The following is a 19,116-nucleotide window of genomic DNA, read 5'->3' on the forward strand; positions in this document are numbered from 1 at the left end:
CGCCCGGCGACATGTCCAGGACGCGACGCTTATGGCCTCAGCCGCCGAGCAGCTTGCCGCCAACCTCAACTTCGGTGCGATCGCCAAGGCCGATGAGCTGAAGAAGCGCATCTGGTTCACGCTCGGCGCCCTCGTGGTGTTCCGGCTGGGCACGTACATCCCGATCCCCGGCATCGATCCGGAGCAGTTCGCCCGCAACTTCCAGCAGCAGTCGGGCGGCGTGCTGGGCCTGTTCAACATGTTCTCGGGCGGCGCCGTGGAGCGCATGGCGATCTTCGCCCTGAACATCATGCCCTACATCTCGGCCTCGATCATCGTGCAGCTCCTGACCTCGGTGATCCCGAGCCTGGAGGCGCTGAAGAAGGAGGGTGAGTCCGGCCGCAAGGTCATCAACCAGTACACCCGCTACCTGACGGTGGTTCTGGCGCTGGTCCAGTCCTGGGGCATCGCTATCGGCCTCCAGGGCTCGTCGGCCGCGATCGATCCAGGCCCGTTCTTCCTGGCCTCGACGGTGATTACCCTCACGGGCGGCACCCTGTTCCTGATGTGGCTCGGCGAGCAGATCACCTCGCGCGGCATCGGCAACGGCTCGTCGCTGATCATCTTCGCCGGCATCGTCGCCCACCTGCCGATCGCGATCGCGGGTGCCCTGGAACTCGGCCGCACCGGCGCGCTGTCCCCGGCGATCATCCTGGGCGTGGCCGTCGCCGCGGTGGCGCTGGTCTACTTCATCGTGTTCATGGAGCGCGCCCAGCGCCGGCTCCTGATCAACTACCCGAAGCGCCAGGTCGGCAACCGCATGTACGAGGGCCAGACCTCGTTCCTGCCGCTCAAGCTCAACACGTCGGGCGTGATCCCGCCGATCTTCGCCTCGTCGCTGCTGCTGCTGCCGGCCACCGCCGCCAGCTTCTCGGCCAATGGCGGCGCCACCGGCTGGCTCGGCACGATCACGGCCTATCTGGGTCACGGCACGCCGCTGTTCATGGTGCTCTACGCGGCGCTGATCATCTTCTTCACGTTCTTCTACACCGCGGTGGTCTTCAACCCGCAGGAGACGGCCGACAACCTGAAGAAGCATGGTGGCTTCATCCCGGGCATCCGCCCCGGCGAGCGCACCGCGGCCTTCATCGACAAGGTGCTGACCCGCATCACGGTGATCGGCGCCCTGTACCTGACCTTCGTGTGCCTGTGCCCGGAGATCCTGTCCTCCTACGCGGCGGCGAGCCTCGGCTTCGGCGGCACCTCGCTGCTGATCGTCGTCTCGGTGACGATGGATACGGTGGCGCAGATCCACGGGCACCTCATGGCCCACCAGTACGAGGGCCTCGTGAAGAAGGCCAAGCTGCGTGGCGCCTCGACCACGCAACGCCGCCGCTGAGACTGATACAGAGGCGGCACGACGCTTAGCCCCCTCCCGCCTCTGGTCCAAAGGTCCGGGTGCCTCCGCGCCCGAGACCGGCTAGACATCCTGAAATCCGGCGATGCCAGGGAGGCTTCGCCACCGCGGCTTGTGCCCACACAGAGAGCGTGGGCCGAACGAGGACAACGCCATGCGTATCATTCTGCTCGGTCCCCCCGGTGCGGGGAAGGGGACGCAATCCGAGCGGATCGTGCAGCGCTTCGGCATCCCGCAGCTCTCCACCGGTGACATGCTGCGCGCCGCAGTGGCCGCCGGAACGCCGGTCGGCCTCGAGGCCAAGGCCGTGATGGAATCGGGTGGCCTCGTCTCCGACCGGATCGTGGTCGGCATCGTCGCCGACCGGATCGAGGAGCCGGATGCCCGCCGCGGCTTCATCCTCGACGGCTTCCCGCGCACCGTCGCCCAGGCCGAGGCGCTCGGCGAGATGCTCGCCAGCAAGGGCCTCAAGCTCTCCGCCGTGATCGAGCTGAAGGTCGATGAGGCCGCCCTGGTCGGCCGGATCGAGAACCGCGCCGCCGAGACCCTGGCCCGCGGCCAGGCCGTCCGGAAGGACGACACCCCCGAGGTGTTCAAGCAGCGCCTCGAGGCCTACCGCGCCCAGACGGCCCCGCTCTCGGCCTATTATGCGGAGAAGGGCATACTGAAGACCATCGACGGCATGCAGCCGATCGACAAGGTCACCGCTGACCTGATGGCCGTGCTGGAGCCGCACGAGGAACGCGTCGCGTCCTGACGGGCGGCGCAGTTGCTCTGATCGTCAATCGATCCAGTGACGTGTCGGTGGGCAGGGAAGCCCTCCCCGTCATCACGCGCGCAGCGACGTGACCCAAGGCAGCGCGACCTCGGCGGGCGTGGTGCCGCTGGATTGCTTCGCTCCGCTCGCAGAGACGGGGCGGTAATCTCGGCCGGGCGGCGGATGATGCAGGCTCAGCACTCCGCCCGTGAACCCTTTGCGTGGCTGATCGGTTGAGTGGCGCATCACCGATCGGACAGATCATGACCCTGCGCCTCACCGTCACCGCGGCCGTGCTCGCACTCACAGTAGCGCTGCCGAATGCGCCCGCCTACGCACAGAGTCCGGCCCAGTCCTTCGTGTACGGGCAGAAGCGGTTCCGCCACGCCTGCAGGCCGCCCCTCAAATTCGCGGCCGGCGCCTGCGTCCGCCGCTGTCCGGCAGGCTACCAGACCATGGGCGGCTATTGCCGGCTGCGGAACCAGGGCTTCCGCTGAGACGGAAGCGTGGCGGACACTAGATCCGCCCTTCGCGGCGCAGGCTGCCGAAGAAGTTGACGACGTCCATCTGGAGTGACCGGTGACCGAACAGGCGCATCGGGTAGCCCTCGGACGTGCCGTCGCGCAGCTCGATCATGGCCGTCATGGTATTGTAGCGGAACACCATGCGGCGCCCGGCGAAGGTCGCCCAGAGCAGGGGCGGACCGTCGTCGTCCTGGAGCGCGACGGAGCCGGGCTCCGCTTCGGCCAACACCCCGCCGATCACCGCCAGCGTCACGGGCACGACCTCGTCCAGGGTCTCCTCCGCGGCACGCAGCACCGCATCGGCGAAGGCCCGCAGGGTTGCGCCGTCGCTGGTCAGAACCGCCATCTCCCCTCCTCGATCACCCCGACTGCGGTCCCGCACCGGGCGCATGGCGGATTGAGCCCGCGCCCGCCCGTCGTTGACATCGGCCCGCTTGCGCGCTAGCAGGCCCTCCTTCGTCCAACCGAACGATGGTCCGAGGTGCCCTGTCCAGGGCCGCCCGCGGGCCGCGTCGTCGTTTCACGTGCGCAGGGGCCGGCCTCCACCGGACGCGCGCGACACAGGCCCGGATCCCCGGGCCCCACATGGAGAGTGATCGTGGCCCGTATCGCAGGCGTCAACATCCCGACCAACAAGCGCGTCGTCATCGCGCTCCAGTACATCCACGGCATCGGCGCCAAGAAGGCCGAGGAGATCACCCAGAAGGTGAACATCCCCGCCGAGCGCCGGGTCAACCAGCTGACCGACGCCGAGGTTCTCTCGATCCGCGAGACGATCGACCGCGACTACCTGGTCGAGGGCGACCTGCGCCGCGAAGTCTCGATGAACATCAAGCGCCTGATGGATCTCGGCGCCTATCGCGGCCTGCGTCACCGCAAGCAGCTGCCGGTCCGCGGTCAGCGCACCCACACCAACGCCCGCACCCGCAAGGGCAAGGCGAAGCCGATCGCCGGCAAGAAGAAGTAATTTTTTGGGGTTGGGAGGCCGTGCTTCGCCCGGCCTCCTCACCGTCGCGCCGGGTGTCCGTGACGGAACCCGGCTCTGGCTCGGCAGCCCTGCACGGACGCGCCGGCCAAGTCCCAAAAAGAATCCCGAGCGCCTGGTGTTACGGGCGTGCCTGAAGGAAGAGCGAGACCAGAATGGCCAAGGAACCGCAACGCGTCCGCCGCCGCGAGCGCAAGAACATCGTGTCGGGCGTCGCGCACGTGAACGCCTCGTTCAACAACACGATGATCACCATCACGGACGCGCAGGGCAACACGATCTCGTGGTCGTCCGCCGGCGCGATGGGCTTCAAGGGCTCGCGGAAGTCGACCCCCTATGCCGCCCAGGTTGCCGCCGAGGATGCCGGCCGCAAGGCCGCCGAGCACGGGATGCGCACCCTCGAGGTCGAGGTGTCGGGTCCGGGTTCGGGCCGCGAGTCGGCGCTGCGCGCCCTCCAGGCCGCGGGCTTCACGGTGACGTCGATCCGCGACGTGACGTCGATCCCGCACAACGGCTGCCGGCCGCGCAAGCGCCGCCGCGTCTGATCCGAGCCTGCGAAGCCTTTTGACGGAGAAGCTCATGACGGGATCGAAGCCGCTTCCGGGCGTGCTGCGTTGGAACCTCGGCGACCTCACGGTCACCGCGCTCAACGACGGCTGGTTTCAGGCCAGCCTCGATCTCGTCACGGGCATCTCCAAGGAGGAGGCGGGGCGGCTCCAGGTGGCGGGCTTCCGCACCGAGCAACCCAAGATCACGCTGAACGCCTTCCTGATCACGGGCCCCGGCCTCACGCCGACCCTGATCGACACGGGCTACGGCGATCTCGCGCCGGCGCCGACCCTCGGCCGGGCCGGGGCGGCGCTCGCGTCGACCGGCGTGAAGCCCGAGGAGATCGGCACGGTGCTCGTCAGCCACCTGCACCCCGACCATGTCGGCGGTCTCGTGAAGGACGGCGCGGCGCGCTACCCGAACGCCGAGATCGTGCTGCACGCCGACGAGGCCGCGCACTGGCTCCCGGACGAGGCCCTGGCCAAAGCGCCCGAGGCCGCGAAGCCGTACTTCGAGGGTGCCCGCAAGTCCCTGGCACCCTACGCCGGCAAGGTGCGCGAGCACCGGGGCGGCGAGGTCCTTCCGGGGATCACGGCAGTCCATCTGCCCGGCCACACGCCGGGCCATTGCGGTTTCCGCATCGTCTCCGGTGGACAGGCGCTGATGATGTGGACCGACGTGGTGCACCTGCCGGCGATCCAGTTCAAGAACCCGGAGGCCGGCGTCGGCTTCGACGTCGACGGTGATCAGGCACGGGAGACGCGCAAGCGGATCCTGGACGAGGTGGCCCGCGAGCGCACGCTCATCGCCGGCGGCCATCTCGAGTTCCCGGCGCTGGGCTACGTGGACCGGGACGGGGCGGGCTACAGCTTCGTGCCGGTGCTGTGGGTCGGCGGCGAGTAACGGCGGACAACCATTCAGGGACCGTTCGGGGCGCCAGGGGGCTGCGCCGAACGGCCGAAGCGCGGGGACGGGTGTCGCGGATCCCGGGCAAGGACGAGAGGTAGGATCGTGGTCATTCAGAAGAATTGGCAGGAACTGATCAAGCCGAACAAGCTGCAGGTCACGACCGGCGACGACCCCAAGCGGGTCGCCACGGTCGTCGCCGAGCCGCTGGAGCGCGGCTTCGGCACGACGCTGGGCAACGCCCTGCGCCGGGTGCTCCTGTCGTCGCTCCAGGGCGCGGCCGTGACTTCGGTGCAGATCGACGGCGTGCTGCACGAGTTCTCGTCGATCCCGGGCGTGCGCGAGGACGTCACCGACATCGTCCTCAACATCAAGACCATCGCGATCCGCTCGCAGACGGACGCGCCCAAGCGCATGACCCTGCGCAAGACCGGCCCGGGCCTCGTCACCGCCGGTGACATCGGTACGGTCGGCGACATCCAGATCCTGAACCCCGACCTCGTGATCTGCACCCTCGACGACGGCGCCGAGATCCGCATGGAGTTCACGGTCGCCACCGGCAAGGGCTACGTCCCGGCCGAGCGCAACCGCCCCGAGGACGCGCCGATCGGCCTGATCCCGGTGGACTCGCTGTTCTCGCCCGTGACCAAGGTCAGCTACCGCGTCGAGACGACCCGCGAGGGCCAGGATCTCGACAAGGACAAGCTCACCATGACGGTGGAGACCAACGGCGCGGTATCGCCGGAGGATGCGCTCGCCTACGCGGCGCGCATCATCCAGGACCAGCTGCAGGTCTTCGTGAACTTCGAGGATCCGCGCAAGGAAGAGGCCGCGCCGCTCGCGCCGCAGCTGCCCTTCAACCCGGCGCTGCTCAAGAAGGTCGACGAGCTGGAGCTGTCGGTCCGTTCGGCGAACTGCCTGAAGAACGACAACATCGTCTACATCGGCGACCTGATCCAGAAGTCCGAGGGCGAGATGCTGCGGACCCCGAACTTCGGCCGCAAGTCGCTCAACGAGATCAAGGAAGTGCTCGCCGGCATGGGCCTGCACCTCGGCATGGACATCCCCGGCTGGCCGCCGGAGAACATCGAGGATCTCGCCAAGCGCTTCGAGGAGCATTACTGAGCCGTCTTCCCACGCTGCGCCCTCATCCTGAGGTGCCGGAGCGAAGCGGAGGCCTCGAAGGAGGCCTCCGGATACCACTGCAATCCCTGGAGCCCTCCTTCGAGGCTGCTGCGCAGCACCTCAGGATGAGGGCTTTGGGTTGGAATTCCCGCCGCGGGGTCATGCGGAATCAACCGCCCCGCTCCCGGGGCACCCGGCCGTACCGTGGCACGGCGGCCGAGACGAGAAGGAAGCCAGCACCATGCGTCACGCCTACCGCGGCCGCCGTTTCAACCGCACCGCCGAGCATCGCAAGGCGATGTTCGCCAACATGTCCGCCGCGCTGATCAAGCACGAGCAGATCATCACCACCCTGCCGAAGGCGAAGGACCTGCGTCCGGTCGTCGAGAAGCTGATCACGCTGGGCCGCATCGACAGCGTGCACACCCGCCGCCTCGCCATGGCCCAGCTGCGTGACGCCGACATGGTCAAGAAGCTCTTCACCGTGCTCGGCCCGCGCTACAAGGGCCGTCCCGGCGGCTACTGCCGGATCATGAAGGCGGGCTTCCGCCAGGGCGACAACGCTCCGCTCGCCGTGATCGAGTTCGTCGACCGCGACGTCGATGCCCGCGGCAAGGATTCCGGTCCGAGCCAGGTCGCCGAGGCGGCCTGATCCTCACGAGGGCGTTTTTCGCTCCTGTCCTTTGGGAAGCCGTCCCGGATCCTCCGGGGCGGCTTCTCGCATTTCGGGCACCGGCGCCCTCGACACGAAAAAACCCGCCGGCTCGCGCCGACGGGTCTGGAGCAGGGTCCACGTCTTGGATGGTCGCGGGAGTTCGCCCTGGCGGCCCGTCTCAACAGGCCGGGAACTCGACCGCGCCGCGATCCGAAAACCCCTATCCCTGCCGGGACTCGTCCGGTGGACCGTCCTGGTCCAGATCGTTGTCACGCCTGCGGCGCGGGAAGATGCCGTGATTGCTCATGGTCCACCTCCTCTTCGTAAGCCGGGGCCCGCGAGCCCCATGAAGGGAGAATGAGCCGGCAACCGATTGGTTGCAAGTCCCTGTCAGTTGGAAGGACCGTCCGCGCCGTCGAGCAGCGCGGCGACCCGGGCCGCGAGATCGGCTGAACGGAACGGTTTCGATAGCACCGGCAGATCGTCGGGGATCTGCATCGCCTCGGCGTGGCCAGTGAGAATTAGGACTGGCAGACGCGGATCCCGCTCGCGGATCTCGGCGGCGAGTTCAATGCCGCTCATGCCGGGCATGGCCAGATCGGCCACGACGATGTCGTAGCGATCGCCCCCAAGAAGCCGGAGCGCGGCCTCGCCGTCGCCGGCCTCCGTGGTGCTGTGGCCGAATCCCGTGAGGAACGACGCCGTCACGTGGCGCACCTGCGGGTCGTCGTCGACGATGAGGACGCGGGCGCGCCGCCCGGCCACCGGGGCCGTGCCGGCCGCCTGGGCTGCCTGCTCGGGCATTTCCGTGGCGAAGGGCAGGGCCAGTTCGACGCGGGTGCCCCGGCCGACCTCGCTGTCGATCGCCAGCCGACCCTTCGATTGCTGGGCGAGGCCGAACACCATGGCGAGCCCGAGGCCGGTGCCCTGGCCGACCGCCTTGGTGGTGAAGAACGGTTCGCAGACCCGGCGCAGGATCTCCTCCGGTATCCCGGTCCCCTCGTCGGTGACGCTGATGCCGAGATAGGTGCCGTCGGCGATCTCGGGATCGCCCGCGATGCTGAGACGCCGCGTCGCCACCGTGATGGCGCCGCCCTCCGGCATGGCGTCCCGGGCATTGATGCAGAGGTTGAGCACGGCGAGTTCCAGTTGGTCCGGATCGACCTGGACCGCCGGCAGACCTTCCTCCAGGTCGGTGCGCACGGTCACGAGGCCGCCGAGGCTGCGCCCGAACAAGTCGCTCATCCCGCTGATCAGGCTGTTCACGTCGACGGCCCGCGCCTGCAGGTCGTGGGCGCGGCTGAAGCTGAGGAGGCGCTTCGTCAGCGAGGCGCCGCGCTCGGCCGCCCCGCGGGCGTTCTCGATCAGGCGCTGCACCCGCGGCTGGTCGGCGACCTTCGGGCCCGCGAGTTCCAGACTGCCGAGGATCGCGGTGAGCAGGTTGTTGAAGTCGTGCGCGATGCCGCCCGCCAGTGTGCCGAGCGCCTGCATCTTGTCGGACTGGCGCAGGCGCGCCTCCAGGGTTCGCTGCTCGGTCACGTCGCGCTCGATCACCGCGAGATGGCTGATCGCGCCGCCCGCGTCGCGGATCGGCACCCGGGTCACGTGGCTCCACTGCTCGGCCCCGATCGGCCCGTCGCTGACGAGGCCCTCGGTGACCGCGCCGGAGCGGATCGCCGCCTCATCGGCCTCGGTCACCGGATCGGCCTTCGCCCCGAGCAGCTCGCCCTCGCGCCGCCCGAGGCAGGCGGCGACGTCGGTCCCGAGCAGCGCCGCCTTGCGGCCGTTCAGCCGCACGAAGCGACCCTCCGCGTCCTTGAAGCTGATGGCGTCCTGAGCATGATCGAGGAGGCCGCGCAGGAGCGCCCGCTCGGTGGCGAGATCCCGGCCGAGGCGATGGCGCTCGAAGGCCTGCCGGACGGTGGAACGGAGCAGGCCGGCATCCCAAGGCTTCGTCACGTAGCCGACGATGCCGCCGCGGTTCAGCGCCGCGATCACCGCGGTGATGTCGGCATAGCCGGTCAGCAGGATCGCCTGCGCGTCGTGGAAGCCGCGCGCCTCGGCGAGCAGCGCGTCGCCGGTGAGGCCCGGCATGCGCTGGTCGGATAGGATCACGGCGATGTCGGGCTCGGCGCGCAGGATCTCCAGCGCCTCGGCGGGGCGCGAGGTCGTCAGAACCCGATAGGAATCCTCGAACAGATCCTCCAGGGCGATCAGGATGTCCGGCTCGTCGTCGACGGCCAGGATCGTCCCCAAACCTGCCGTACCGTCACTCATGCGCTGGCCGCCTGCCGCGGGATCCCGATCACGAAGCAGGCTCCCCCACCCGGGGCCGTCTCCACGGTGAGCGAGCCGCTATGCGCTTGAACGACACTGTAGGCAATCGCAAGACCAAGACCCGTGCCCGATCCCACCGGCTTCGTCGTGAAGAACGGCTCGAAGATCTTCTCACGCAGGGTTTCCGGAATGCCGGGCCCGGTATCGCTGATCCGGATCTCGTCGAAATCCGGGCTCGACTGGGTCTTGATTCGGATCTTCCCGCCCTCCGGCATGGCGTCGGCGGCATTGCCCAGGATGTTCATCACCACTTGGTTCAGCAGCGCCGGGGTGCAGTGGATCTCGGTCCGTCCGGTGAAGCTGCGCTCCACGGCGATGCGGTCCCCGAGCTTGTGCTGGATCAGGGCCAGCACCGTGTCGATCGCCTCCGGGACGTTGACCAGGGCACGCTCGCCCTCGTCGAGGCGGGAGAACTTTCGGAGATTCAGAACCAGATCCTGGATCCGCGTGAGTCCCATGCGCATCGAGCCGACCCGCTGCCGGGCCTTCTCGATGGCGCGGGTGGCCGCGTCCGGTGCGGCGTCCGGCAGCTCCCCGAGCAGCCGCTCCACCGTGCCCTGATGGGCCAGGATAAATGCCAGGGGATTGTTGATCTCGTGGGCGATGCCGGCCACCAGCTCGCCGAGGGACGCCATCTTGGCCGCCTGGACGAGCTTGGACTGCGCCTCGGTGAGCTGGCGGTTGGCGTCGGCGAGGTCGCGGTTCGCCCGCTCCAGGGCGTCGGCGAGGCGCGCCTTCGCCTCGGCCGCCTCGGCCTCGGCGCGCGCGCGCTCGACCGCCCGCTCGCGCTCGCCGAACTGGCCGGCGATGCGCCGGTCGTCCTCCTCCAGGAGGCGACGGCGCACGAAGCCGCGCACCCGCAGCGCCAGCACCTCGGCGTCGGTCTTCGAGACCACGTCGTCGGCCCCGGCCGCGTAGGCCTCCACCAGGAAATCCTTGGCCGGGTCGCTCCCGGCGATGCCCACAAGGTGGAACCCCGCACCGGCCACCTGGCCGGACCGGCGCTGGCTGATCGCCCGACATAGGGCGAGGCCATCGTAGGCGTGGCCCAGGAGATCGACGGTCACGCAGTCGAAGGCGCCGTCGGCCCCGTCCCCGTCCCCGTCCAGGGCAGCCAGAGCCGCATCCGGACCGTCGGCGGTGGCGACATGGTGCCCGTCCTGGCCCAGCAGGCCCGCTAGGAAGGTCCGATAGGTGACGCTGCCGTCGATCACGAGGATCCGCCCGCGCCGGAAGGCGGCCGCGCCGGGACTCGCGCCGTCGCTCGCCGGGCGGCGCTCGCGCAGCAGGGCGCGGATCCGCAAGATCATCAGGTCGCGGTCGGCGGATTTCGGCAGGTAGGCGTCGGCGCCGCTCTCCAGCCCCTGCCGCTCACCGCCGCTCCCGCCGGTCAGCATCAGGACGGGCAGCGCCCGGGTGCGCAGGGACAGGCGCATCTGCCGGATCAGCTCGTCGCCGTTCATGCCGGGTAGGTGGTAATCCGCCACCACCAAGTCCGGCTGGCTGCGGTTGAGGTGGTCGAGCGCCGTCTCGGCCGAAGGGCACCGCTCGACCGCGAAGCCGCTGGCCTCTAGGAGGAGGCGCAGCTCCAAGGCCTGCGTCTCCGAATCCTCCACCAGCAGGATCCGGGCGGGACCCTCCGGGGCGCCGGCCTCGGCCATCGTCACGGCCGCGCACCCGGTTCGACGAGGCGCAGGACGTGGTCGGCGATCCGGTCGAGGGGAAGGACCGCGCGGGCGGCGCCGAGCCGCACCGCCGCAGCCGGCATGCCGTAGACCACCGCGGTGCTCTCGTGTTCCGCCACGGTCTGGGCGCCGGCCTTGTGCATGTCGGCGAGGCCGGCTGCCCCGTCCTCGCCCATGCCGGTGAGCAGCACGCCGATCCCGGAGGCCCCGCTCTGCCGGGCCATCGAGCGGAACAGCACGGTGGCGGCCGGGCGCTGCCCGGAAACCGGCGCGGAATGGACCACCCGCAGGATCCGGCCCGAGCCGATCTCAAGGTGCCGGTCGCCCGGAGCCACGTAGACGCGGCCGGGCTCGGCGCGCTCGCCGTCCCGGGCGAGGCCTACCGGCAGGGTCACGACGCTGTCGAGCCAGCTGGCGAATCCGTCCATGAAGGCCGCACCCATGTGCTGGACCACCAGAACGGGCAGCGGGAAGTCGCTCGGAAGCGCGCCGATCACCCGGGCGAGCGCGGGGGGACCGCCCGTGGAGGCCCCGATCCCCAGGAGGCTCGGCGCCAGCCCAGGCAGCTCGGCCGGCTGCGCCTGCGGCGTGGAGCCGTTGCGGCCGGCCCATTCTGTGCCGATCGGGCGGCGGCGGATCACCGGGACCTGAGCCATGATCCGCAGCTGCGTGCAGATCTCGCCGGCCACCGACTCGTAGCCGGCATGGGTGGTGGCCACGGGCTTCTCCACCACCGACAGGGCGCCGGCCCGGAGCGCGTTCATCGAGATCCGCAGGGAGGAATCCTCGACCGAGTCCGCCACTACGACGATCGGCGTCGGGTGCTCGGCCATGATCCGCCGCGTGGTCTCCAGCCCGTCGATGCCGGGCAGCCGGATATCCATCGAGATCACGTCCGGCCGCACCGTGCGGAGCTTCTCGAGCGCCTCCTCGCCCGAGGCGACCGCCGCGACGACCTCGAGCCGCTCGTCGCGGGAGACGATGTGGCGCAGGAGTTCGCGCACCACGAGGCTGTCCTCGACCAGCATGACGCGGACCGGGGTCATAGGAGCTGCCCGATCGTGTCGAGCAGCTGGCGCTGGTCGAAGGTCTGCTTGGTCAGGTAGGCGTCCGCGCCGAGGTCGAGGCCCCGGGCCACGTCGGCGGCGTCCCCGCGGGAGGTCATCAGGATCGCCGGGAGACGGGCGAAGCGCTCGTCTGCCCGGAGCGCCTGAAGCAGGCCGAACCCGTCGAGGCGCGGCATCTCCACGTCGGCGAGGACGAGGTCCACGGGCTCGATCTCGGCCCGGAGCCGGTCGAGGGCGTCCTGACCGTCCACGCAGACGACCACGCGGTAGCCGGCGGCTTCCAAGATCCCCTTCTCCAAGGTTCGGGTGGTGATCGAATCGTCGACGACCAGGATCGTCGCGCGGGCCGACGCGCGCGAGGGCGCGTGAGTCGTCGAACGTGGAGCCTGCGCCATCGTTCCGGCCGATCCGACCGACGCGCGCGCGGCGAGGCCTTCAGGATCGAGGACGAGCACCGGGACGTCGCCGGGCAGCACCGCGGTGCCGGCGATCAGATCCGGATCGGCGCCGAAGTCGGGCGCCGGCAGGACCAGGAGCGTGCGCACGTCGTGCAGGCGGTCGACCGCGAGGACCACGCGGCCGTTCCCCGCCCGGAGCACCACGGCGACCAGGGTGGCGGGGTCGGCGGGTGCCGGAACCGCGCCGAGGACCTGTGCGAGTTCGCTTACAGGATGGCTCGTCGCCGCGTCGCCCTCGCCGAGCCGCAGGATCGTGCGGCCCATCGCCACCGGCAGCGCGTCGCGCCTCAGACGCAGGAGGCGCTCGACCGCGCCGCCCGGCAGGGCGTAGCTGCGCCCCGCCGCCTCGACCAGGAGCAGGCTGCGCCGGGCCGCCGACAGGGGCAGGCTGAAGACCAAGGCCGTCCCTGCCGGCGCGCGCGCCTCCAGGCGCACGGTGCCGAGCAGCTGGCGGGCGGCATCCGCCGCCACGGAGAGGCCGTAGCCACGCCCCGACAGCGTATCGACCGCCTCCGCGGTGGAGAAGCCGGCCTCGAAGACGAGGCGCAGCAGGGATTCGGGATCGGCGGGCGCGTCCGGGGCCAGGAGATCGCGTTCCCGAGCGGCGGCCTCGATCCGGGCCAGATTCGGACCGGGCCCGTCATCCGACACCGTGACCTGGAGGCGGGAGCCGCGCACCGCGATCTCCAGCCGGAGGCCCAGCACCTCGGGCTTGCCGGCGGCGCGGCGCACCTCCGGTGGCTCCCAGCCATGGCTCAGCGCATTGCGCAGGGCGTGGAGAAGCGGGTCCTTCAGGACCTGAAGCGTGCCGCGCTCCACCGGCAGGTCGAGGCCGCGCAGGTCGATGTCGACCTCGCGGCCCTGCTCCCGGGCGGTCTCGCGGAGCGACCGGGCGAGGGGCGCCAGGACCGTCTCCGCCGGGACCAGGGCGAGCCGCTCCGCCGCGGAGCGGACCCGGGCGGCGGCGCCCTCCAGGGCGCTGGTGGCCGTGGTCTGGCGCCGGGACAGGTCGGTAATCTCGCGGGCGAAGCTGCCGACGCGGGCCGCGAAACTGCGCCATTCGGGCCGCGCCGCGTCGGCCCCGGCGGCGAGGGCCTCGGCGCCGGTGCGTAGGTCCCGGGCCAGGCGGGCGAGGCGGGCGAGGCCTTCGGCGGCCGGGGCGTGGCCCGCGAGGGTGCTGGCGAGGTCGTGGGTCGCCCGCGCCAGCGCCTCCACGGCCTCCCCTGGCACGCGCAGGAACGCCGTGCCGGGATCGGCCGGCTCGGCCTGCGGCTTCGGGGGAGACGCGTCGGGCGACGCCGGGGCGGTATCCGGCGCCGGCGGCCGCGCAGCTGCGGGGTCCGAGGTCTGGGGAGCCGGCGCGGGCGGGGCAGGCAGTTCCGTGACGGAGGCGGCCTGCGGCGCGGCGCCCGGTAGACCGAGGAGGCGCCCGAGGGCGTCCAGCGCGTCCGCGGGCATCTCCGGTCCGGCCCCGCCCTTGAGGCCGGCGACGTACGCCTCGACCCGGTCGAGGGCGAGGTGGACGGCGTTGGCCGCCTCCCGGTCCAGGGCGGTGGCGCCGGTCCGGACGCCCTCGAACAAAGTCTCCAAGCGGTGGGCGACCGCCTCGACGGCGGGCAGATCGACGGCGCGGGACGCCCCCTTCAGCGAGTGGGCGCGGCGGAAGACGTCGTTCCAGTCCGGATGAGTGCTTCCGAGCGCCGCCCGGATCGCCGCGACGTGCTCCCGGTGCTCGACATCGAAGGCGGCGAGCAGGAGCTGGCGGATATCCTCGGCCAAGACGTGTCCGCCCTCAGTGCCGGTATCGTTCGGCCAGGGCCATGAGGGCCTGGGCGAGTTCGGTGAGGTTGGCGGAGGCCGCCTCCACCTGCCGCGTGCCGGCCGCGGTCTGCTGGCTGGCCTGCCGGATGTTCTGCAGCGCCCCCATCACCTGCTCGATCCCGAGCTGCTGCTGGTTCGTCGAGGCCACGATCTGCTGGAACGTCTGCACGTTCTCCTCCACCCGCGCGGTGATCTCCTCGATCGTGCGCTGCGTCGTGTCCGAGCGCGTCTTGCCCGCCGCCGCCCGCTTCACCGCCTCCTCCGTCAGCATCACCGACGTGTTGATGCCCCGCTGGATCTCGCCCAGCAGACCCCGCACCTGGCCGGTGGCCGCCTTCGCCTGATCGGCCAGAAGCTTCATCTCGGAGGCCACGACCGCAAAGCTCAGGCCGCTCTCGCCGGCCGCCGCCGCCTCGATGGCCGCGTTCAGCGCCAGCAGGTGCGTGCGCTCCGAGATGTCGTTGACCGTCCCGATGATGTCGCCGATCGTCTGGGTCTTCTCCGACAGGCTGACGATGTTGCCGGCCACCGCTTCCGCCTGCTCGCGGATCGCCTCCATCGCCTTGGCCGTGTCGGAGACCGCCCGCAGGCCCTGGCGCGAGGTCTGGGCGGTCGCCTGGGCGGTGGCGATCACCTCGGTGGCGCGCTTCGAGATCTGCGCGCCCGAGTGCGTGATCTCGTCGACCGTGGCCGCCGTCTCCTGCACGGCCGCGAACTGCTGCTCGACCGAGGCCGCCTGCTCCTGCGCCGAGGCGCGGATCTCGGCCGCCGCCGCGTTCAGGTCGGCCGTCGCCGCCCGGTTGGTCCGCGCAAGGTCCGACAGCCCGGACACCATCGCGTTCAAGGTCCCCGCAAGACGGCCGACCTCGTCCTGCCGCCGGGCTTCGAGCTGTCCCGACAGGTCGCCGTCGCCGACCCGCTCCACAAAGCGCATGACGGTCTCCAGGGGCCGCACCACCGCGCGGCTGATCAGCCACGTGACGAGGAGCGCGAGCAGCACCGAGGCCGCCAGCGTCAGGTAGATCGAGAGGCGGGAGCGCTCGTAGACCGCCTGCGCGGCGCGCTGGCCGACCGCCATGCCGCCATCGAGCAGCGTCCTGAGCGTCTTGATCCCGCCCAGGAACGGCGCCTGAAGGCGGGTGATATCGTCGTTGCGGGATTCCACGGCGGCCGCGTCCTGCTTGGCGATCGCGGCGAACTGGGCCTCGCCCAGGGTCCGGACCTCGCCGAACGCGCTCTGCACGTCGGCCGCCGCCGCGGCGACCCGGTCCCAGGCGGCGGCGCGCTCCGAGGAGGCCGAGGAGGCCTGATACTCGGAGGCGAGTTGCGCGATGGCGGTGAGGCGGCCCTCGATCCGGTCGGCGGTCTGGCGCCAGGCGGCCAGGATGTCCTCGGAGCGGGCCTGCCGGCCCTGGGCCTGCGTCAGCATCGCGATCACGGCGTTGCGGCGCAGGAGTCCGAGGTCGCGGGCCTCGTTTCCGAGATCGTCGAGCTGGCGCAGCACAGCCATGTCGCGCCGGACGATCGCGTCGGCCGTGTCGCGCACCGCCCCGATCTGCGCCAGCGCGTAGAAGCCCAGCGCCACGATGACCACGGTGACGGCGAAGAAGCCGAGAAGGATGCGTCGTCCGATCGAGAGGGTCACGGTCGGGATGGACTCCGAGTGGGGGCGCCGTCAGGGCAGGGCGCGGCGCAGAAGGCGGGGAAGATCGATCACGACGAAATCCGGACGGCTGTCGCCCGCCGCCCCGGGGGCATAGCCGGAAGCGGCCTCGTTGCCCAACCCGCCGGCGTCCGGGCCGCCCGATGAGGCCGGGGCGGTGCCCGCCGCCCGGGCGATCCCGAGCACGCGGTCGACCGCGAAGGCGAGGGACCGCGCCTGGACCGGGACGGAGGCGGGCGCCTGCGGATGGGCTTGCGCGCCGCGCAGGACGACCAGATGGCCCGCGCCCGCGTCGGGATCGGTCGCGGCATCGGGCCGCCCGAGGGCCCGGGCGAGGCTGAGCACGCCGACGATCCGGCCGGACAGGGCGACGAGTCCGACCAGCGCCGGCACCGCGCCGGGGACGGGCGTGCAGGGCCGCATCGGCAGGACCTGCGCGACCGCGGCCATCGGTACGCCGAAGCGTTCGTCCTTGCAGAGGCAGACGAGATGCTCGACGCCCGCTTCGGACCGCACCGCGGCGTTCCCGCGCCGGGCGAGGGCCGCGGCGCGCTCGGCCCGCAGATCGCGCTCCGGCCGGCCCGGTGGACGGCTCCCCTCTGCTCGCGGCCTCGATTCCATCAGGACCTTCTCCTGTGGGCGTCGCGACCCCGGTCGAGGCCGTCCCGGGCCGCCACCGCACCGGCGGCGACTTCGGCGGCGGTGGCACCGTCGCTCTCGGGGACGGGCGCGTCCACCGCGAGGGCTTGGCTGAGGACGACCGCGTTGTCGAGGGCGCGGGCCGCCTCGCCCTGGCGTCCCAGGGCAATCAGCAGCAGCCCGAGATGGTAGTGGGCCATCACGAAGCGCCGGTCGAGGTAGAGCGCCGCCCGCAGCGCCCGCTCTGCCTCGGCGTCGCGCCCGAGCGAGCGGGCGAGGAGTCCCTCGTACAGCCGCAGCACCGGGTCGGTTGGATCCCCGTCGACGGCCGCGCGCAGGGCGCGCCAAGCCGCGCCGGTCTCGCCGGCATCGGCGAGGGCGCGGATCCGGTCGACGGTCCCGGGCTCCTCCATGCCGTCGCGGACAGCCGCGGCCTCCGCCGCCTCGCCGGTGTCGGGCGTCGCGAGCGGGAGGAGGGCCGGTGACGCATCCCCGACATGATCGGGCTTCGCCGCCGGGGAGGCGGGCGGCGCCGTCGGTGCCGTAACCGCCGCGGGGGGCGGGAGCGGCGAGGGCAGGGCTTGCGAAGGCGGCGCCTCCGCGAGACGGCGATAGGCGACGGTCCCAGGAAGGCTGACCGCATCGAGGAAGCTCGCGAAGGCGGGGCTCGGCTCGGCGTGGCCGAGGAGCAGCCAGCCGTCCGGCCGCAATCGGTGACTGAGGCCGCGCACGACGGCGGTGACCGTCCGGGCCTCGAAGTAGATGAGCACGTTGCGGCACAGGATCAGGTCGAAAACCAGATCCGGTCCCGCGGTCGACGGCCCCGGCTCCGCGAGCGTCAGGAGGTTGCCGCGCTCAAACCGCACCAGCGCGCGGTATTCCGGGCGCAGGGCGTAGCCGCCCTCGCGCCGGATCCCGGGGGCGGGCGGCAGGCGGGTGAAGTAGCGCAGCCGCTCCTCCGGCGGCATGGTGCGCAGGGCCCAGCGGCCGTACTCGGCGGCACGGGCGGTGGCCAGGGCCTCGGTGCTGATGTCGGTGCCGAGGATCGTGACCCGCCAGTCGGGCAGGGCGTCCCCGAGAATCTCCCGCACGAGGATCGCCAGAGAGTAGGGCTCGGCACCCGTCGAGCAGCCGGCGCTCCAGATCCGGAGGGTGCGCTCGGAGTCCCGGGCCGCGACCAGCGCAGGCAAAATCGTCCCGCGCAGGGCCTCGAACTGCTCGGCGTAGCGGAAGAAGAACGTCTCGCCGACGGTGATCTCGGCCTCCAGGCGCGCCCATTCGGCCTCGCCCGCGTCGCCGTCCGACAAAAGGGCGGCGTAGGCGGCGCAATCGGGGATGGCGGCGGCACGGAAGCGGCGATGCAGACGCTCGATCAGCAATTCGTCCTTGTCGGCGTAGTAATGATGGCCGGTGCGCGCGATGATCCGCGCCTTCAGGGCGGCGTAGGCGGGGTCGGCACCCGGATCGGGGCGGGGACTGCGCAGGCGCGCCATCGCGTGCTCAGACAGGTCCGGGCAACGCGGCGAGCCGCTCGGCGGCGGCCCGCGCCAGCGCCTCGACCCGCGCCGTCTCCTGCGCCGTCAGGAGGCGTTCCGGCGCCAGCGCGTGGACGAGGCGGTCGCCGAGGACAAGTTCGGCTGCGACGCAGCCGTTGATGGATCCGGCCTCCTCCGCCGGCCGGATCGCGGAACTGGGGACCGACACGAGGTCGGCGGCGCGATCGACGAGATAGGCGAGCGCGTTGCCGTGGGTCAGAACGAGATGCGCGTAGAGGCCGGGATCCGCCGCCGCCGGACGCAGGCCGAGCAGGGCCGCGAGGTCGATCACCGGAACAGGCGCGCCGCCGAGATTGAGGAAGCCTTTGAGCCAGCCTCCGGCGGCGGGCGGGTTGTGCAGGACGGGCAGCGGCAGCACTTCGGCGACGGCGGCGCGCGGCAGGGCGCAGGGCGTGCCGGCCACGTCGAGGAGGAGATAGGCCGAACCGCTGCTGGCCACCGCCACCTGCTCCCCCATTCGTCCCATCCGGGCCGGACCGGGACGGGTCGCGACATAGGTCGCGTTAACGCGTCCGGCAATCGTGCGCTGCGAACGGGACGAGGCTGCGGAACCAAGTCTCGTCTGAGCCGCTTATTTTCCGACGCAGCGGCAACATGCCTGACGAGGTGCGAAGCTTTGCCTGCGCCGGTCTACGCCAGGGATTGACGATGAGGAAACTTCTGTTGGCCGCCGCGTCGCTGACGCTGCTCGCGGGCTCCGCCTATGCCCAGGGTAACTCGCCCTACAACGCCTCTGGCTCGCAGGCCGGCGGCCCGCGCGGCGGCATGGAGCGTGCCGGTGAGGCGGCCGCGATGGAGCGGGGTGTCGCCCCCGCGTCGCGTCCGGTCATGCGCCGGCAGATGAAGCGCAAGCGCATGATGAAGCATCACCGCCGCATGCGTCACCACATGTAACACGCGCGGGCTCCGCCGCGGACGCGGCGTTGCCTGCCGGATCCGGCCTGTCGCACCCGCGGCAGGCCTTTTTCGTGTCTGCACGCGAGCAGACGGATG

At 71.3% G+C, this 19,116-nt stretch carries 18 protein-coding genes; 9 read left to right on the forward strand and 9 right to left on the reverse strand.

The genetic code is table 11. From position 1 onward, the window contains the following. Window positions 1–31 precede the first annotated feature (31 nt). The 3 genes from secY (at window position 32) to MMSR116_RS22895 (ending at window position 2,650) form a co-directional block, all read left to right on the forward strand. Entirely contained in the window at window positions 32–1,378 is a 1,347-nt protein-coding gene (secY, locus tag MMSR116_RS22885; RefSeq protein ID WP_010686172.1) for a preprotein translocase subunit SecY, read from the forward strand. A 172-nt stretch (window positions 1,379–1,550) separates the two neighbouring features. After that, window positions 1,551–2,153 carry an adenylate kinase gene (locus MMSR116_RS22890; RefSeq protein ID WP_010686171.1) on the forward strand — a complete coding sequence of 201 codons (603 nt, stop codon included), beginning with the start codon at window positions 1,551–1,553 and terminating at the stop codon, window positions 2,151–2,153. A gap of 263 nt (window positions 2,154–2,416) precedes the next feature. Continuing rightward, window positions 2,417–2,650, forward strand: a complete 234-nt coding sequence (locus MMSR116_RS22895; protein WP_010686170.1) for a hypothetical protein — start codon at window positions 2,417–2,419, stop codon at window positions 2,648–2,650. Between the two features lie 19 nt (window positions 2,651–2,669). Here the strand turns inward: MMSR116_RS22895 and MMSR116_RS22900 are convergent, their stop codons facing one another. Next, entirely contained in the window at window positions 2,670–3,023 is a 354-nt protein-coding gene (locus tag MMSR116_RS22900) for a hypothetical protein (protein ID WP_010686169.1), read from the reverse strand. A gap of 252 nt (window positions 3,024–3,275) precedes the next feature. Here MMSR116_RS22900 and rpsM point away from each other — a divergent pair, with 252 nt between their 5' ends. The 5 genes from rpsM to rplQ all read left to right on the forward strand — a co-directional run bounded on the left by rpsM (window position 3,276) and on the right by rplQ (window position 6,894). Next, window positions 3,276–3,644 (forward strand): 30S ribosomal protein S13, encoded by a 369-nt coding sequence (gene rpsM, locus MMSR116_RS22905; protein WP_010686168.1) that lies wholly within the window; start codon window positions 3,276–3,278, stop codon window positions 3,642–3,644. 173 nt (window positions 3,645–3,817) lie between these two features. Then, on the forward strand, window positions 3,818–4,207 hold the full coding sequence (gene rpsK / locus MMSR116_RS22910; RefSeq protein ID WP_010686167.1) for a 30S ribosomal protein S11: 390 nt from the start codon (window positions 3,818–3,820) through the stop codon (window positions 4,205–4,207). A 34-nt stretch (window positions 4,208–4,241) separates the two neighbouring features. Continuing rightward, entirely contained in the window at window positions 4,242–5,114 is an 873-nt protein-coding gene (locus tag MMSR116_RS22915; protein WP_010686166.1) for an MBL fold metallo-hydrolase, read from the forward strand. A 108-nt stretch (window positions 5,115–5,222) separates the two neighbouring features. Continuing rightward, complete coding sequence (locus MMSR116_RS22920; protein ID WP_010686165.1) at window positions 5,223–6,242, forward strand: DNA-directed RNA polymerase subunit alpha; 1,020 nt, start codon at window positions 5,223–5,225, stop codon at window positions 6,240–6,242. 241 nt (window positions 6,243–6,483) lie between these two features. Beyond that, on the forward strand, window positions 6,484–6,894 hold the full coding sequence (gene rplQ / locus MMSR116_RS22925; protein ID WP_010686164.1) for a 50S ribosomal protein L17: 411 nt from the start codon (window positions 6,484–6,486) through the stop codon (window positions 6,892–6,894). Between the two features lie 393 nt (window positions 6,895–7,287). On the opposite strand, the gene MMSR116_RS22930 is transcribed toward rplQ, so the two are convergent. The 8 genes from MMSR116_RS22930 to MMSR116_RS22965 are packed head-to-tail and all read right to left on the reverse strand — an operon-like array spanning window position 7,288 to window position 18,589. Further along, window positions 7,288–9,174: a response regulator gene (locus MMSR116_RS22930; protein WP_010686163.1), complete on the reverse strand. Its 1,887-nt coding sequence runs from the start codon at window positions 9,172–9,174 to the stop codon at window positions 7,288–7,290. After that, complete coding sequence (locus tag MMSR116_RS22935) at window positions 9,171–10,895, reverse strand: response regulator (RefSeq protein WP_010686162.1); 1,725 nt, start codon at window positions 10,893–10,895, stop codon at window positions 9,171–9,173. Before MMSR116_RS22935 ends, MMSR116_RS22930 begins: the two co-directional genes overlap by 4 nt. Before the next feature lie 2 nt (window positions 10,896–10,897). Then, complete coding sequence (gene cheB / locus MMSR116_RS22940) at window positions 10,898–11,965, reverse strand: chemotaxis-specific protein-glutamate methyltransferase CheB (RefSeq protein WP_039894331.1); 1,068 nt, start codon at window positions 11,963–11,965, stop codon at window positions 10,898–10,900. After that, complete coding sequence (locus MMSR116_RS22945) at window positions 11,962–14,223, reverse strand: hybrid sensor histidine kinase/response regulator (protein ID WP_010686160.1); 2,262 nt, start codon at window positions 14,221–14,223, stop codon at window positions 11,962–11,964. Before MMSR116_RS22945 ends, cheB begins: the two co-directional genes overlap by 4 nt. Before the next feature lie 13 nt (window positions 14,224–14,236). Continuing rightward, entirely contained in the window at window positions 14,237–15,910 is a 1,674-nt protein-coding gene (locus tag MMSR116_RS22950; RefSeq protein WP_010686159.1) for a methyl-accepting chemotaxis protein, read from the reverse strand. Window positions 15,911–15,940: 30 nt separating this feature from the next. Continuing rightward, complete coding sequence (locus tag MMSR116_RS22955; protein WP_010686158.1) at window positions 15,941–16,549, reverse strand: chemotaxis protein CheW; 609 nt, start codon at window positions 16,547–16,549, stop codon at window positions 15,941–15,943. Continuing rightward, window positions 16,549–18,060 (reverse strand): CheR family methyltransferase, encoded by a 1,512-nt coding sequence (locus tag MMSR116_RS22960; RefSeq protein WP_010686157.1) that lies wholly within the window; start codon window positions 18,058–18,060, stop codon window positions 16,549–16,551. Before MMSR116_RS22960 ends, MMSR116_RS22955 begins: the two co-directional genes overlap by 1 nt. Window positions 18,061–18,067: 7 nt before the next feature. Further along, window positions 18,068–18,589, reverse strand: coding sequence for a chemotaxis protein CheW (locus tag MMSR116_RS22965; RefSeq protein WP_010686156.1), 522 nt, complete (start codon window positions 18,587–18,589; stop codon window positions 18,068–18,070). Window positions 18,590–18,771: 182 nt separating this feature from the next. On the opposite strand from MMSR116_RS22965, the gene MMSR116_RS22970 reads away from it, so the two are divergent. Beyond that, a complete protein-coding gene (locus MMSR116_RS22970) occupies window positions 18,772–19,017 on the forward strand; it encodes a hypothetical protein (protein WP_039894330.1) in 246 nt (81 codons plus the stop codon). The last annotated feature ends 99 nt before the right edge of the window (window positions 19,018–19,116 follow it).

It is taken from the genome of Methylobacterium mesophilicum SR1.6/6, assembly GCF_000364445.2.
GTDB lineage: Bacteria > Pseudomonadota > Alphaproteobacteria > Rhizobiales > Beijerinckiaceae > Methylobacterium > Methylobacterium mesophilicum_A.

Coding starts and splice junctions, on each gene's coding strand:
- MMSR116_RS22900 (WP_010686169.1), bottom strand. CDS start 3,023: ATGGCGGTTCTGACCAGCGACGGCGCAACCCTGCGGGCCTTCGCCGAT.
- secY (WP_010686172.1), top strand. CDS start 32: ATGGCCTCAGCCGCCGAGCAGCTTGCCGCCAACCTCAACTTCGGTGCG.
- MMSR116_RS22970 (WP_039894330.1), top strand. CDS start 18,772: ATGAGGAAACTTCTGTTGGCCGCCGCGTCGCTGACGCTGCTCGCGGGC.
- MMSR116_RS22935 (WP_010686162.1), bottom strand. CDS start 10,895: ATGGCCGAGGCCGGCGCCCCGGAGGGTCCCGCCCGGATCCTGCTGGTG.
- MMSR116_RS22955 (WP_010686158.1), bottom strand. CDS start 16,549: ATGGAATCGAGGCCGCGAGCAGAGGGGAGCCGTCCACCGGGCCGGCCG.
- rplQ (WP_010686164.1), top strand. CDS start 6,484: ATGCGTCACGCCTACCGCGGCCGCCGTTTCAACCGCACCGCCGAGCAT.
- rpsK (WP_010686167.1), top strand. CDS start 3,818: ATGGCCAAGGAACCGCAACGCGTCCGCCGCCGCGAGCGCAAGAACATC.
- MMSR116_RS22960 (WP_010686157.1), bottom strand. CDS start 18,060: ATGGCGCGCCTGCGCAGTCCCCGCCCCGATCCGGGTGCCGACCCCGCC.
- MMSR116_RS22895 (WP_010686170.1), top strand. CDS start 2,417: ATGACCCTGCGCCTCACCGTCACCGCGGCCGTGCTCGCACTCACAGTA.
- MMSR116_RS22890 (WP_010686171.1), top strand. CDS start 1,551: ATGCGTATCATTCTGCTCGGTCCCCCCGGTGCGGGGAAGGGGACGCAA.
- MMSR116_RS22915 (WP_010686166.1), top strand. CDS start 4,242: ATGACGGGATCGAAGCCGCTTCCGGGCGTGCTGCGTTGGAACCTCGGC.
- cheB (WP_039894331.1), bottom strand. CDS start 11,965: ATGACCCCGGTCCGCGTCATGCTGGTCGAGGACAGCCTCGTGGTGCGC.
- MMSR116_RS22965 (WP_010686156.1), bottom strand. CDS start 18,589: ATGGGACGAATGGGGGAGCAGGTGGCGGTGGCCAGCAGCGGTTCGGCC.
- MMSR116_RS22930 (WP_010686163.1), bottom strand. CDS start 9,174: ATGAGTGACGGTACGGCAGGTTTGGGGACGATCCTGGCCGTCGACGAC.